A 13,149-nucleotide genomic window follows, 5' to 3' on the forward strand; every position below is an offset into this window, starting at 1 on the left:
CCGACATTCCCTGTCGTCCTATGTATATTCCCCGCGCCGCGAACCGTATACTGAGATGAATCTATATTCCGGAGGTTCTCTTATGAGGTTCCTTCGCCAGGATGAACATCTGCCGCGTTATCCTATCCGCGTGGCCTACAATGATCCAAACGCCGCTGGAGTTCTGGCCCAAGGAGTGTGGGAGACGGTTCGCCTAAAGGCCCGGGACCGCAATGTGGCCATTATTTGCGTGGGCACCGACCGCTCCACCGGCGACGCATTGGGGCCTCTGGTGGGAAGCCGGCTTGCCGAGGCGCTGCAATCCACCGAGATCCAAATCTTCGGTACGTTGGACGAGCCCGTTCACGCCGTAAACTTGACCGAAACCCTCACAAGACTGGACCGCATGTCACCGGCTCCCTTTGTCATCGCGGTAGACGCCTGCCTGGGGCAGGTCAACAGCATTGGTCAGATCTCTCTTCATGACGGTCCCCTTCGTCCCGGAGCGGGAGTGAACAAGCAACTTCCTGCAGTGGGGGACATCCATGTCACCGGCATCGTGAATGTCGGGGGCTACATGGAATACTTCGTCCTTCAGAATACCCGCCTTCAGCTTGTATTTCGCATGGCCCGTATCATCGCTGACGGGCTCGCAGAAGGGTTGGATCGCCGTCTCCGGGCGGGAGGCGAGGTTCTGCCGTTTCCCGTGCGCCGCCCCGCCCCGGGTGGACCTTAAAAAACCAACCCCGGTCAATGTAAGGTCAGGGTGCGGGACAGAGGACAGTCAGAGAACCGGGCCACACCATCGCCTCCATCGTTTCTTGGGGCAATACTTCCCCATCTGCGTGAACCGGCCATGGTGTCGCCGGATGAATGCAGATCCGTTTTCCCCGGTGAAGGTGAACAGACGGGTGACCGACATGTTTCCCGGTGAATACTTTCGGAAAGATCAAGCAGAACTCTGGTTTTGAGAGGCCATCCACCACACATAGATCCAGTTCGCCGTCTTCCATGGTCGCGTGGGGCAGGATGCGCATCCCGCCGGCGTAGGTCGATCCGTTTCCCAACGCCACCAGCCAGGCTGAGCGATAGGTGTAAAGGGCCCCGTCCACTTCAATATCCACCCGCTGGGGCCTGAAGAACAGTAACTGAATAGCAACACCCACCACATATCCGAAAGGTCCCCATCGCTTCAGCCACACCGAGTTGTTCACATGCCGCGCCACCCAGGCATCAAAGCCCGTGCCAGCAATGTTAATAAAAACGCCGTTTTGTGTTTGCACGAGGTCAACTTGACGTTTGATGGCACCTTGGAGTTGTCGGATAGCCCGCAATCCTTTTTTGATCCCAAAATAGCGTGCCAGATCATTTCCGGTACCCGCCGGGAGAATTCCGAGGGCAATGGAGCTTCCAGCCAGGCCTTGGATCACTTCATGGATCGTTCCGTCGCCTCCAACGGCCACGACAACGTCCGCCGCCCGGTCTTCTACCGTTTTCTTCGCAATCCATGTGGCATCTCCGGGGGATTTCGTATGATACACGTCCCAATGCTTGCCGAGCGTTGCCAGATGACGATAATAACGATTCCAACGGCGAGCGGCCTTTCCTTTACCAGCAACGGGATTAACAACAAACAACCATCTTTCCATGACCATTTACGACCTTTCTTCAAGCGGCCGCAAAGCAGAGGATACCGGCGAGTCGGAGGCACCACTAAACTGGATGGCTTCAGCCAGGACCCGTTTTTCTTCTTCACTGAGGGGATAGGTCGAGGTGCCATTTTGGACCGGTTTTGCGTAGATCCTCGATTCATCTCGGCCGTAGATACTCGATAAAATGACGCCGTTGCCACTGCCGTCGAGCCAGGCGGCGGAGAAACTCAGATCACTGCCGAAATCGGAAAACGCGTTGTAGCGGACGACCCGGGCAGTGCGTAATGTTGCCCGGAGACTTTTTTCCAAGTAGTCGATTCGTGCTTCAAGACGGCGTACTTCTTCGCTCAGTTGTTGTATCCGCTCTAAGGTTTGTGGCAGCAGCTTTTCCACGTCTGTCCCCGAGCGGCCCACCCATTGCCGATAGCGCTTCTGAGTCTTGCGGAGTCCAGCCCCCTGGATAAGGACGGTCAGCCACAGCAAGACAACCAGAATGCCGATGGCGGCAACCCAATACCATAGGGGAATGGCTGCAATCGAGGAATACATGGTTCTGCCTCCTTTAAGTGTTCCCTCATTTATGCGCCTAAAACCAGGATCAGAATTGCTCGAATCAATGCTGCTACAAGCAGCGCTGGCAATAGATTGCCCACCCGAATCGCCGTGATTCGCAGGAGGTTGACACCAATGCCAAGGATCATCAAGCCCCCCGCCGCATTGATCATGCTCAAGATCGGCGGTTGAAGCCATTGATGGAGCCATCCTGCAAGGAGGGCGATGGCTCCTTGATAGACAAAGACGGGCAGGGCAGCAAGAACCACCCCAGGCCCCATGGTGGACGTAAACAGAATGGATGAAACGCCATCCAAAAGGGATTTAGTAAAGAGAATATCATGTTTATCTTCCAGGCCACTTTGCAAGCCGCCGAGAATGGACATGGCCCCAACGCAGAAGACCAGGGTAGCCGTGAGAAAGGCTTGACCCGCCTGTCCCCGGCCGCGCAGCCATGTCCACTTCTTTTCTGCGCTTCGACCCGCACGTTCAAGAAACCCTTCGATGTTGAGCCATTCGCCCAAGGCGCCGCCGACAACCAAACTGACGATGACAATCAGAAAATCGTATTCATGACCTGGGCCGTTGACGTTGTTCAGGGTCATCGAGATCCCCATGACCATGACGGCTAGCCCAATCCCCTGTTGCATGAGCGTCCGGATTCTTTCCGGAATGCCGTTAAATAAAAGTCCGAGTAACGTTCCAATGATGATGGCAGCCACATTCACGAGTGTGCCTTCAAGTACCACGATCTGGCCGGCTGTGTTCCGCGTGGGTGGAACCCTGCAAAACGGCCTTCCCCCCTTTCAACGGTGTTCGATTGGACGCCGCCATTTCAGCGCAAAGTGCAAAAACAGTCCTGCGCCATTCCCGCAGGACTCTGGTCATCCATCCCGGAGAAAGTCTGCCAGTTCTCGGATCGCAGCTACGCACTCCCGGATGTCGTTTTCCGTGTTAAACCAGCTGACGCTCACCCGCACTAGCCCTTCGTCCAGTGTCCCCGCAACCTGGTGAGCAAGGGGGGAACAGTGAAGTCCCGAGCGGACGGCGATTTCGTATTGGTCCGACAGAAGGACAGCCAATTCTGTACTATCCACTCCCCGCAACGAGAAAGCAAGCAGGTCGGCTCGGGGCTCACCCCGGCCGGGGCCGGTGAACTTGATGCCCGGGAGGGATTCAAGACCTTCCCGGAGAGACTGGATAAGGGCCTGGTTGTGTTGCCCAATGGCACTGGGCCCAATTTGGCTGACAAACTCTGCCCCCACCGCAAGGCCCGCCAACCCCGGCGTATTGAGGGTGCCGCTTTCGTATCGGATCGGCCGCTCCAACGGCTGATCGGGTTCTTCAGAGTGGCTCCCGGTCCCTCCATACAAAAACGGCTCGAGTTCCAGACCCGGGCGGATATAAAGGGCTCCAGTCCCCTGGGGACCGAATAGCCCCTTATGCCCCGGAACTGCCAGCAGGTCAATTTCAGAACGGGTTACATCAATGGGGAAGCTCCCCGCCGTTTGGGCGGCGTCCACCAAACAAAAGGCACCGTTCGCGTGGGCGATCTCTGTCATGGCATCGATGTCCACAAGCGTGCCGAGTACATTGGACGCGTGGGTCACCGCGAGCAGACGAGTATCGGAGCGAAAAGCCGCACGTACTTTTTCGGGCTCAATGCCGTTCTCCGTGCTTTGTACATAAGTCACTTCGATCCAACCCCGCCGGCGCAAAGCCTCCAGGGGTCGGCGCACCGAATTGTGTTCCAGCATGGTGGTGACGACGTGGTCCCCCGGCTTTAACAAGCCAAATATGGCCATGTTGAGGGCCTCAGTCGCATTATGGGTAAAGATGAGGTCCTCGGGGTTGCGCACCCCGAAAAGCGTCGCCACGGCACTGCGGGCTCGGGCTACAACCCTTGCTGCTTGCATCGCCATTTTGTGGGTGCCTCGGCCCGGGTTTGCGCCGTTGTTGGCAACCATTTCTTTCACCGCTTCCGCAACACCAGGCGGTTTGGGCCAAGTAGATGCGGCATTATCGAGGTAGATCATGCCCCAGCCTCCCCTTGGAGCCATGCGGCCCCTGGATACACCCGTCACTCCGCGCCGGGCGCCAGGAGCGCCAAAAGCCGCTGAAGGTCATCATTCGAGTAGTATTCGATTTCGATTTTTCCTCGTTTCTTCCCCTGATATATTTTCACACCTGTCCCCAGCGAAACCCGAAGAACTTCTTCATAATGGCGCAGGGTCGGGTTTTCCCGGGGAACCGGTTTTCGTGTTTCACGTGAAACAAACGAGTTGAGCCGATGAACGAGGTGCTCAACCGCCCTCACACTTAAATCTTCTTCAACAATGCGCTCTGCCAGCTTGGTTTGTTGGTCGGGATCATTCAGGGCCAACAGCGCCCGAGCGTGACCCATCGTCAGTGTTCCACGTGAAACACTCTCCCGCACCTCACTGGGCAAATTCAACAAACGCAACATGTTTGCCACGTGGGATCGACTTTGCCCGACTCGTTCAGCGACCATCTCCTGAGTCATCGAGAACTCCCTCATCAATGTTGCATAGGCTTCCGCCACTTCAATGGGATTGAGATCCTCCCGCTGAAGATTCTCGATCAGCGCGATCTCCATAACCTCTCGATCCGAAAGATTGCGCACAACAACGGGAACTTCCGCCAATCCGGCACGCTCCGCCGCCCGAAATCGCCGCTCACCGGCGACAATCTCATATCCACTCAGCGACTGTCGAACCACCAGGGGTTGCAGAATTCCATACTCCCGCACAGACTCCACCAGTTCCGCCAGCTTTTCCTCGGCAAAATCCCGCCGCGGCTGGTACGGATTCGGCCTAAGCTCCTCAAGGGGAACACTGGACACCGGGTCATCAGGAGTCACATTGATCTGCGGGATCAGTGCGCCCAGCCCTTTACCCAAAGATGGTCCCTTACCCTTGGCCATGAGACACCACTTCCCTAGCCAAATCCATGTAAACCTCCGCCCCCCGAGATCGCGGGTCGTATTCAATGACAGGCATACCGTGGCTCGGGGCTTCGCTCAAACGGACGTTCCGAGGAATAATCGTCTTGTAGACCTTTTCACGAAAATATTTTTTTACATCCTCCACCACCTGCACCCCTAAATTTGTCCGGGCGTCAAACATCGTCAATAAAACCCCTTCCACCTGCAAGCGGCTGTTGAGGTGTTTCTGCACCAAACGAATCGTATTCAACAGTTGGCTGAGTCCTTCCAACGCATAGTACTCGCATTGAATGGGGATCAAAACCGAATCCGCCGCAGTGAGTGCGTTTACCGTCAATAAGCCGAGGGAAGGAGGACAATCAATCAGGATATAGTCGAAACTCCCGCGTAAACTTTGGATCGCCCGCCGCAACCGCACCTCCCGGGACATAATGGGCACGAGCTCGATTTCCGCCCCTGCCAACTGAATCGTCGCTGGAATGATCGACAGATTCTCTGTCCGGGTTGGCAGAATCGCATCCACCGCACTCACATCGTTAATCACCACATCGTAGATGCAGTGTTTCACATCCGCTTTATTGATGCCTATCCCGCTCGTGGTGTTGCCCTGGGGATCGATATCAATCAACAACACCCGCCGACCGAGGCTCGCCAAGGCCGCTCCGAGATTGACCGATGTGGTCGTCTTCCCCACTCCGCCCTTCTGGTTGGTCACAGCAATGACCCTTGCCAACGGAACCACCTCAATCCCTTCTCCTCGCTCATCTATGGCGACCTTTCCTCCGTTCGTCCATCCGCCTTTCTCCTGCTCCACTTTTTCGAGCTCCAGTCCTTGCCTCATCCTCTTACTCAACCGCCCTGTTTTGCCGACCGCTTGGGCACCCGAATGATGAACTCATAAAACTCCTCACCATCCTCTTCTTTCGCCTCGACAGGTACCCCGGACTTCTGAATCATGTCGATGGATTGACGAATCGTGTTCAGAGCGATCCGCACATCTTTTGAAATCCCCGTCCTGCGGCTCCGGGGCTTTCTCACCCGCGCTTCCAACAACTGTTTGATTCTCGCCTCGGTCTGTTTGACACTCCACTCATTCGAAACGATCTCGCTCAACACTTTCACTTGTGTCTCCCCGTCGGAGAGGGCCAATAAAGCCCGAGCATGACGTTCGGAGATTGTTCGGTCCATAAGTGCCGCTTGGACCGCCTCAGGAAGTTGCAACAACCGCAACTTGTTCGCGATCGTGGACTGCCCGCGGCCAAGACGCTGGGCCAAACTTTCTTGGGTCAACCCGTGCAGTTCCATCAACTGCCGATACGCCCACGCTTCTTCCACCGGCGAAAGGCTCTCCCGCTGCAAATTCTCAATCAACGCGGCCGTCGCCGCCTGGGAATCGGACATCGCCCTCACAATGGCCGGCACGGTGATCATGCCAATGCGCTTCGCAGCCCGTAACCGCCGTTCTCCAGCAATCAGCTCGTACTTCCCATCCTTCTCACGCACTACTAGCGGCTGAATCATCCCGTGGGTCCGAATCGTTCGGCTCAGTTCCTCCAGCCCTTGTTCATCGAATGCCACCCGCGGCTGGTACGGGCTCGGTACAATGAGTTCGATGGCAATCTCCCGCACCTGCTCCCCCGCTTCCTTACCGTCGGGCTCCCGTTCGCCTGCGTGGAAAAAACGGATCCACGGGTCTTTTCCCATGTGACCTCCCACCTTTACCCCGACCTAACCTCCTACCCCATTTCATTTCGCCATCGATAGGATCGACTCCTGCAACGTCCCTACGTGAGAGGACGCTTTTCCGGAACCCCGGGACGCCGGGGGTACTCTTTTGGCGTTGCAGAGATTTTGCGTACAATCACCAGGCTTCTGCCCCCCATCCCGTGAGGCAGTTCATACATATGCACCGCCTCCACTTCCCCGCCGAGACGACGAATTGCACCCCGGGCCCCTTCCAGTTCCTCCTTGACATCCGGACCCTTCCAGGCCACAGCCACGCCGCCCACCCGAACGAAAGGGAGCAGCAGCTCTGCCAACACCGACATCTCCGCCACCGCCCTGGCCGTCGCTATATCGAAACTTTCCCTCCAGCCTGGGCGCCGCCCATACTCCTCAGCCCGCCCGTGAACCACCCGAACCCTGGTCAAACCTAATTCCCCGCTCACCTCTTCTAAAAACCAAACACGTTTTCGCAACGCATCTAATAAAGATACCGAAAAATCCGGACGTGCCAATGCCAACACTAAACCGGGAAAACCCGCCCCAGTCCCGACATCGACGAGAGAACCGGCCTGAGGCACCTCCGGAAAGCCCAGGACCACCAAACTATCATAAAAATGCTTCCAGTATACTCCCTCCGCGTCGGTCACCGCGGTCAAATTCACTTCCCGGTTCCGCTCCACCAGCCGCCGATCATAAACCTCCAACCCGCGCCAAACCTCGGTCTCCAGCATAACTCCCTGCGCTTCCAGCGCTTCTTGTACCTGCCGTACGAGTTCCCCCCTGGAACCATCGGCCATCGCTTTATCTCCCTTTCGCCTGGGCCCTGTTTTGCCCCTCAAGATACACCAGTAAAATCGCGATGTCCGCCGGGCTCACCCCTGAGATTCGGGAAGCCTGGCCGACCGAGCGAGGCTGGACAAGACTCAATTTTTCCCGCCCTTCATGGGACAGTCCCCGAACCTTCCCATAATCCAGACCTTCTGGAATACGCTTTTCCTCCATCCTTCGCATATGCTCCACAGTTTGTTGCTCTTTCGCCATGTACCCCGCATATTTCACCGCAATCTCCACTTGTTCCACCACCTCCGGGTCCAACGCCTCCCGAGGCGGAGCCACCGCCTGAACCAAGGAATAGTCCAATTCTGGCCGCCGCAACAACTGATCCAGCGCCACCGACCCGGACACCGGTGCCGATCCTCGTTCTCGCAACAAAGGCTCCACATCCTCACCCCGAACCCGGGTGCCGCTCAGCCGATCCAACTCTTTTTCAATCCGCTCCCGTTTTTTCATCAGGCGCTCGTATTCCCTCTCGGGCACAAGACCCAATCGGTATCCTTTCTCCATCAGCCGCAAATCCGCATTGTCATGGCGTAACAACAAACGATGTTCTGCCCGGGACGTCAACAAACGGTAAGGCTCGTTGGTCCCTTTGGTCACCAAATCGTCGATCATCACCCCAATGTAACCCTCCGCCCGGCTCAACACCAAGGGTTCACGAGCGAGGACCTTCAAAGCCGCATTAATTCCGGCTACAATCCCTTGCCCTGCCGCCTCCTCATAACCCGAGGTCCCGTTGATCTGACCGGCGGTGAATAGCCCCGGCACCGCCTTCGTCTCCAACGTCGGCCACAACTGAGTGGGTACCAACGCGTCATACTCGATGGCATACCCCGGCCGTAAGATCTCCGCGTTCTCCAATCCCCGGATGGTGTGCAACATCTCCACCTGAATGTCCTCCGGCAAACTGGTGGACATTCCTTGGACGTACCATTCCGCCGTGAAAAGCCCCTCCGGCTCCAAAAACACTTGGTGTGCCGGACGATCGCTAAACCGCACCACCTTGTCTTCAATGGAAGGACAGTAGCGAGGCCCCCGGCCCTTGATTTCACCGGAATACATGGGTGCACGATCCAGGTTGTCCATGATAATTGCATGGGTCCGTTCGTTCGTATAGGTTAGCCAACAGGGCACTTGCGGCCGCCTCGGCAATCGGTCTTCATGAGAAAAATGCAGCCACTGGTCGTCTCCAGGTTGTACCATCAATTTGGTGAAATCAATGGAACGCCGGTTCACCCGAGGCGGCGTCCCCGTTTTGAACCGCACCAACTGGAACCCCAAGTCTCTTAGATTGTCGCTCAACGCCAAAGCGGGCATCTGACCCGCAGGTCCACTGCTGTAACTGACGTCCCCGATGATCACCCGGCCCCGAAGATACGTTCCGGTCGTCAGCACCACTGCCTGGGCCAGGTACTCCGCTCCGGTATTCGTCCGGACCCCCACTGCGCGACCGCCCCGTACCAAGATCTCTTCAACCAAACCTTGGCGCAAAGTCAGACCAGGAGTATATTCCAAGACCTCTTTCATGCGTCGTCCATACAGCACTTTATCCGCTTGAGCCCGGAGCGCACGAACCGCGGGCCCCTTTCCAGTATTCAGCATCCGCATCTGAATATGGGTTCGGTCCGCGTTGCGCGCCATCTCTCCCCCCAGCGCATCGATCTCCCGCACCACAATCCCCTTGGCCGGCCCGCCTACCGAAGGATTGCACGGCATATATGCCACCGCATCCACGTTAATCGTCAGCAACAAAGTCCGGCACCCGAGCCTCGCCGCCGCTAACGCCGCCTCAGATCCGGCGTGCCCGGCACCCACCACCACCACGTCGTACTCCCCGGCCCGATACCGCACGTTCCTCCCTCACTTCCCTAGACAAAATTGTGAAAAAATCCGATTCAACAGCTCTTCCCCCGCTCGCTCTCCGAGGATATCTCCCAGATGCTCCCATGCCGCCCGCAAATCCACGGCTGCCACGTCGACGGTCCAGCCTTCGGAAACGGCCCGTTCCGCCGCATCCAGATCTTCCCGGGCCTCCTTTAGAAGAGCCATATGCCGCACATTCGTGACCATGCACGAAGAAGCCGAAACACCCTCGCCCCCCAGCACCACCCGAGCCATTCGATCGGCAAGCTCTTGTACTCCGTCCCCGGTTCGGGCAGATACTCGCACAATCCTGTGCTGAGGCAGCTCCTCAAGACGTCCGTCGCATGTTAGCCGTTGTGGAAGATCGATTTTGTTCACGACCAATAAAAATGGACGGTCCTTGATTCTTTCCAACAATTCCAGATCCTCTTTTTCCCACGGAGAACTGCCGTCCAGCACACATAAGACAAGATCTGCCTCTTCCACCCACTTCAGGCTTCTCTCCACCCCGATGCGCTCCACCTCGTCCTCGGTAGTGCGAATCCCCGCTGTATCCAGTATCTGAAACGCCACACCGCGAACGTGAATCCACTCATCCACCACATCCCGGGTGGTGCCAGGGATGGCCGTCACAATCGCCCGCTCCCGGCCAGCCAGCGCATTCAACAACGACGATTTTCCAACGTTCGGACGTCCGACAATGGCGGTGCGCACTCCCTCGCGCACCAACCTTCCAACCCGGGATGACGCAAGTAATTCATCGATCTGTTCCCGAACTTGATCCACAGCCTCCCGAATTTGTTCGATGGTCACGTCCTCCACGTCGTGTTCGGGATAGTCGATGGTCACTTCAATTTGGGCCATAACATCTAATAAGATCTCCCTCATCTGTTTTACCCGGGCGGACAATCCACCCTTCAACTGTTCTAACGCCAGCCGGCGGGCGGCGTCGGTTTTCGAGCGAATTAAATCGATCACCGCTTCCGCTTGACTGAGATCCAACCGGCCGTTGAGAAATGCCCGCTTCGTGAATTCTCCAGGTTCTGCCGGTCGGGCCCCGGCCCGAACGACAGCATTGAGCACCCTACCCACCACCGCCGAACCGCCGTGCGTGTGGATTTCAACAACATCTTCTCCGGTATAACTTCTGGGCGCCTGCATCCGCACCACAAGCACCTCATCCAGGACCTCTGCGGTATCGGGATCCACCACTGCACCATAGACCATCCGGTGGCTCGGTGCATCTTTTAATGACTGGCGACCCCGAAAAATCTGCTCCACCACCTGGACACACCCAGGACCACTGACGCGAATCACGGCGATGCCCGCCTCTCCCGGCGCCGTACCAACCGCTGCAATCACATCTTCCGCAACCGTTGCCATGCCGATCACCTCCGCAAACAAAACGAGGCGACCGTCTTCGGACAGTCCGCCCCGCCAAGCCACCGCACCCTTCTCTCATTCACGAAGACCTTCAACGCACCTGTTTCTCTACGCTTGTTCTGGTATGCTTGGTAAAAAAGTAATACTGAATAATCGTCAACAAGTTCGTATACACCCAGTACAAAGACAAGGCCGACGGCAATGAGACAGCGATGAAAAGGATCATCAGGGGCATCATCACGAGGATCATCTGCTGCTGCTTGTCGTTCGTTGTCAGCATCATCTTTGACTGAATATAAGTTGTGACCGCCGCGAGGATGGGGAGGATAAAATAGTGGTCAGGTTGCCCAAGCGGCCAGATCCCGAGAAACTGGTGTGCCTGAAGCATGGCGTTCGAACGGATCGCTTGGTACAATGCCCATAGAATCGGCAATTGGATCAAGGTCGGGAGGCACCCCGACAACGGGTTCACCCCGGTTTGCTGAAACAATTTCACCATTTCTTCGTTTAGCTTTTGCTTGTTATCCCCATACTTCTCCCTGAGCTTCTGGAGTTGTGGCTGCATCTCCTGCATAACTTTGGAATATTTCATCTGACGCAGCCACAGGGGCAGTGTAATCAACCGGATCAGGATCGTCACCACGAGAATCGCGATACCATAATCGTGTGTCCACCGGGCGAACAGATCAATACCGTCCGAAAACCAACCGACAAAAGCCCCCCACCACGTCGCACGATCCACCGGGGCCACCGTTGTCGGAGCGACGGAACAACCAGTCAAGACCAAAAGCCCCATCGCCGCCCCAAACAGCAACTTCAGCCGCTTACCCAACCAACATCCTCCTTTTATGCCTCGCCGTTTTCTTTCGGCGGCACTGGGTCGTATCCACCGGGATGCCAAGGACCGCACTTCAGCAACCGCTTCGCGGCGAGAAACGATCCTTTTCCCAGTCCGTGAATCGTAATCGCCTGGACTGCATACTCGGAACAAGTGGGATAAAACCGGCAACTCGGAGGCGTAAGGGGCGAGATCAATCGCTGATATCCTCGTAAGGGCAAGATAGCCAGCCGGCGCACCACCCTCACCCCTTTTTGGAAGAACGACCTTTCCCTTTGCGCGGTGCCGGACTCCTTCGATTCCCCCGTTGCCCGCCGCGGCGTACCGCCTTCTCCACCAAGTCGGACACGCCCCGATAAAGCTGCTCGAAGGAAGCGGCGTCGCACCCGGGCCTGGCGATGACCACCAGATCCCACCCTGCGGGCAACCGTTCCCCTTGGCCCCGGACGGCTTCCCTCAGCCGTCGCTTCACCTTGTTTCTCACCACGGCTCCGCCAACCTTTTTGCTCACCGAGAACCCCGCTCGCCACGGTCCACCGTCACCTCGGTTCCACACGTATACCACAATCTCTCGATTGGCAACCGATACCCCTTTTTGAAAGACGCGTCGAAACTCCTCTCGACTCCGCAGCCGGTTTTCCGCACGCATACTGACCCCTATCTTTCATCCTCTAGTATAGCGATCCCCGCGCCTCCGTAAACCGCCTTTGCGGAGCGACATCCTATGAAGAAAAAGGCCACTTCTTCGTGGCCTCAAGCAGATAGCACCTTTCTCCCTTTCTTCCGGCGTGCGCGAAGAACTTTCCGCCCGCTGCCTGTACTCATCCGCTTCCGAAAGCCGTGCACCTTCTTCCGGTGCCGCCGATTGGGCTGGTATGTCGGTTTCACCCTTACACCTCCATCTACAGGCATATCCGTCCATTCTCCGCCATTTTACCGTCGCCCCCAACCCCTGTCAACCGAAAGACGCATCGCTTCTTTCGACAAAATCCGCGCACAAACTTATCCACAATCCACAGCCTGTGGCTCTCCGCCTGTGACAAACGTGGATAACCGCCCGGATCTGCCCATCACCATCTTTTGGCCCTGGCCATTCCATCTGCTATCATGGGAATACTCACATGTGGACAATCCCGCTCGTTCTCTGCAGTTATACACACCTGTGGATAACTGTGTGGACAGCCCGTCCACAATGTGGATAACACTTGGTCGCTATCCACAAAACCTTCGGCACCGTTGCCGTTTGCCCTCATTCCACAGGAATTAGGAGGGCATCCTTTTGCCGTTTTTCTGTGGATAACTGGCGCTCTTCCTGTGACTAACGTTACCGCACCCGTGTAAGGAGGCACTCTTTT

Annotated in this window: 15 protein-coding genes; 1 reads left to right on the forward strand and 14 read right to left on the reverse strand. The window is 56.7% G+C overall.

Features of this window, described 5'->3' with window-relative positions; all coding sequences use genetic code 11:
• Positions 1-82 precede the first annotated feature (82 nt).
• Positions 83-715 carry a spore protease YyaC gene (gene yyaC, locus CVV65_RS16395; protein ID WP_100669052.1) on the forward strand — a complete coding sequence of 211 codons (633 nt, stop codon included), beginning with the start codon at positions 83-85 and terminating at the stop codon, positions 713-715.
• A gap of 25 nt (positions 716-740) precedes the next feature.
• On the opposite strand, the gene CVV65_RS16400 is transcribed toward yyaC, so the two are convergent.
• The 14 genes from CVV65_RS16400 to rpmH all read right to left on the reverse strand — a co-directional run bounded on the left by CVV65_RS16400 (position 741) and on the right by rpmH (position 12,706).
• Positions 741-1,628 carry a diacylglycerol/lipid kinase family protein gene (locus CVV65_RS16400; RefSeq protein WP_157935577.1) on the reverse strand — a complete coding sequence of 296 codons (888 nt, stop codon included), beginning with the start codon at positions 1,626-1,628 and terminating at the stop codon, positions 741-743.
• Positions 1,629-1,634: 6 nt separating this feature from the next.
• Positions 1,635-2,180, reverse strand: a complete 546-nt coding sequence (locus CVV65_RS16405) for a DUF4446 family protein (RefSeq protein WP_100669054.1) — start codon at positions 2,178-2,180, stop codon at positions 1,635-1,637.
• 29 nt (positions 2,181-2,209) lie between these two features.
• Positions 2,210-2,932 carry a DUF554 domain-containing protein gene (locus tag CVV65_RS16410; RefSeq protein WP_198592069.1) on the reverse strand — a complete coding sequence of 241 codons (723 nt, stop codon included), beginning with the start codon at positions 2,930-2,932 and terminating at the stop codon, positions 2,210-2,212.
• Positions 2,933-3,067: 135 nt separating this feature from the next.
• Positions 3,068-4,219 carry an aminotransferase class V-fold PLP-dependent enzyme gene (locus CVV65_RS16415; RefSeq protein WP_100669055.1) on the reverse strand — a complete coding sequence of 384 codons (1,152 nt, stop codon included), beginning with the start codon at positions 4,217-4,219 and terminating at the stop codon, positions 3,068-3,070.
• 44 nt (positions 4,220-4,263) lie between these two features.
• On the reverse strand, positions 4,264-5,127 hold the full coding sequence (locus CVV65_RS16420; protein WP_100669056.1) for a ParB/RepB/Spo0J family partition protein: 864 nt from the start codon (positions 5,125-5,127) through the stop codon (positions 4,264-4,266).
• Positions 5,114-5,881, reverse strand: a complete 768-nt coding sequence (locus tag CVV65_RS16425; RefSeq protein ID WP_013077201.1) for a ParA family protein — start codon at positions 5,879-5,881, stop codon at positions 5,114-5,116. Before CVV65_RS16425 ends, CVV65_RS16420 begins: the two co-directional genes overlap by 14 nt.
• 116 nt (positions 5,882-5,997) lie before the next feature.
• On the reverse strand, positions 5,998-6,852 hold the full coding sequence (noc, locus tag CVV65_RS16430) for a nucleoid occlusion protein (protein ID WP_232059782.1): 855 nt from the start codon (positions 6,850-6,852) through the stop codon (positions 5,998-6,000).
• An 80-nt stretch (positions 6,853-6,932) separates the two neighbouring features.
• Positions 6,933-7,670: a 16S rRNA (guanine(527)-N(7))-methyltransferase RsmG gene (gene rsmG / locus CVV65_RS16435; protein WP_100669058.1), complete on the reverse strand. Its 738-nt coding sequence runs from the start codon at positions 7,668-7,670 to the stop codon at positions 6,933-6,935.
• 4 nt (positions 7,671-7,674) lie between these two features.
• Positions 7,675-9,561 carry a tRNA uridine-5-carboxymethylaminomethyl(34) synthesis enzyme MnmG gene (mnmG, locus tag CVV65_RS16440; RefSeq protein ID WP_100669059.1) on the reverse strand — a complete coding sequence of 629 codons (1,887 nt, stop codon included), beginning with the start codon at positions 9,559-9,561 and terminating at the stop codon, positions 7,675-7,677.
• Between the two features lie 9 nt (positions 9,562-9,570).
• Complete coding sequence (gene mnmE / locus CVV65_RS16445; protein WP_100669612.1) at positions 9,571-10,956, reverse strand: tRNA uridine-5-carboxymethylaminomethyl(34) synthesis GTPase MnmE; 1,386 nt, start codon at positions 10,954-10,956, stop codon at positions 9,571-9,573.
• Positions 10,957-11,047: 91 nt separating this feature from the next.
• Positions 11,048-11,788 carry a YidC/Oxa1 family membrane protein insertase gene (locus tag CVV65_RS16450; RefSeq protein ID WP_100669060.1) on the reverse strand — a complete coding sequence of 247 codons (741 nt, stop codon included), beginning with the start codon at positions 11,786-11,788 and terminating at the stop codon, positions 11,048-11,050.
• A 14-nt stretch (positions 11,789-11,802) separates the two neighbouring features.
• Positions 11,803-12,033 (reverse strand): membrane protein insertion efficiency factor YidD, encoded by a 231-nt coding sequence (gene yidD / locus CVV65_RS16455; protein WP_215811055.1) that lies wholly within the window; start codon positions 12,031-12,033, stop codon positions 11,803-11,805.
• Between the two features lie 5 nt (positions 12,034-12,038).
• Complete coding sequence (rnpA, locus tag CVV65_RS16460) at positions 12,039-12,443, reverse strand: ribonuclease P protein component (RefSeq protein ID WP_100669062.1); 405 nt, start codon at positions 12,441-12,443, stop codon at positions 12,039-12,041.
• A gap of 104 nt (positions 12,444-12,547) precedes the next feature.
• Positions 12,548-12,706, reverse strand: a complete 159-nt coding sequence (rpmH, locus tag CVV65_RS16465) for a 50S ribosomal protein L34 (protein WP_197945655.1) — start codon at positions 12,704-12,706, stop codon at positions 12,548-12,550.
• Positions 12,707-13,149 lie beyond the last annotated feature (443 nt).

The sequence above is a fragment of the Kyrpidia spormannii genome (assembly GCF_002804065.1).
GTDB classification, from domain to species: Bacteria; Bacillota; Bacilli; order Kyrpidiales; family Kyrpidiaceae; genus Kyrpidia; species Kyrpidia spormannii.

What these genes read in the sequence shown, in the direction of transcription:
- mnmE (WP_100669612.1), bottom strand. Translation starts at nt 10,956, where the DNA reads ATGGCAACGGTTGCGGAAGATGTGATTGCAGCGGTTGGTACGGCGCCG.
- CVV65_RS16405 (WP_100669054.1), bottom strand. Translation starts at nt 2,180, where the DNA reads ATGTATTCCTCGATTGCAGCCATTCCCCTATGGTATTGGGTTGCCGCC.
- CVV65_RS16400 (WP_157935577.1), bottom strand. Translation starts at nt 1,628, where the DNA reads ATGGAAAGATGGTTGTTTGTTGTTAATCCCGTTGCTGGTAAAGGAAAG.
- CVV65_RS16420 (WP_100669056.1), bottom strand. Translation starts at nt 5,127, where the DNA reads ATGGCCAAGGGTAAGGGACCATCTTTGGGTAAAGGGCTGGGCGCACTG.
- rnpA (WP_100669062.1), bottom strand. Translation starts at nt 12,443, where the DNA reads ATGCGTGCGGAAAACCGGCTGCGGAGTCGAGAGGAGTTTCGACGCGTC.
- CVV65_RS16415 (WP_100669055.1), bottom strand. Translation starts at nt 4,219, where the DNA reads ATGATCTACCTCGATAATGCCGCATCTACTTGGCCCAAACCGCCTGGT.
- rsmG (WP_100669058.1), bottom strand. Translation starts at nt 7,670, where the DNA reads ATGGCCGATGGTTCCAGGGGGGAACTCGTACGGCAGGTACAAGAAGCG.
- rpmH (WP_197945655.1), bottom strand. Translation starts at nt 12,706, where the DNA reads ATGCCTGTAGATGGAGGTGTAAGGGTGAAACCGACATACCAGCCCAAT.
- noc (WP_232059782.1), bottom strand. Translation starts at nt 6,852, where the DNA reads ATGGGAAAAGACCCGTGGATCCGTTTTTTCCACGCAGGCGAACGGGAG.
- yyaC (WP_100669052.1), top strand. Translation starts at nt 83, where the DNA reads ATGAGGTTCCTTCGCCAGGATGAACATCTGCCGCGTTATCCTATCCGC.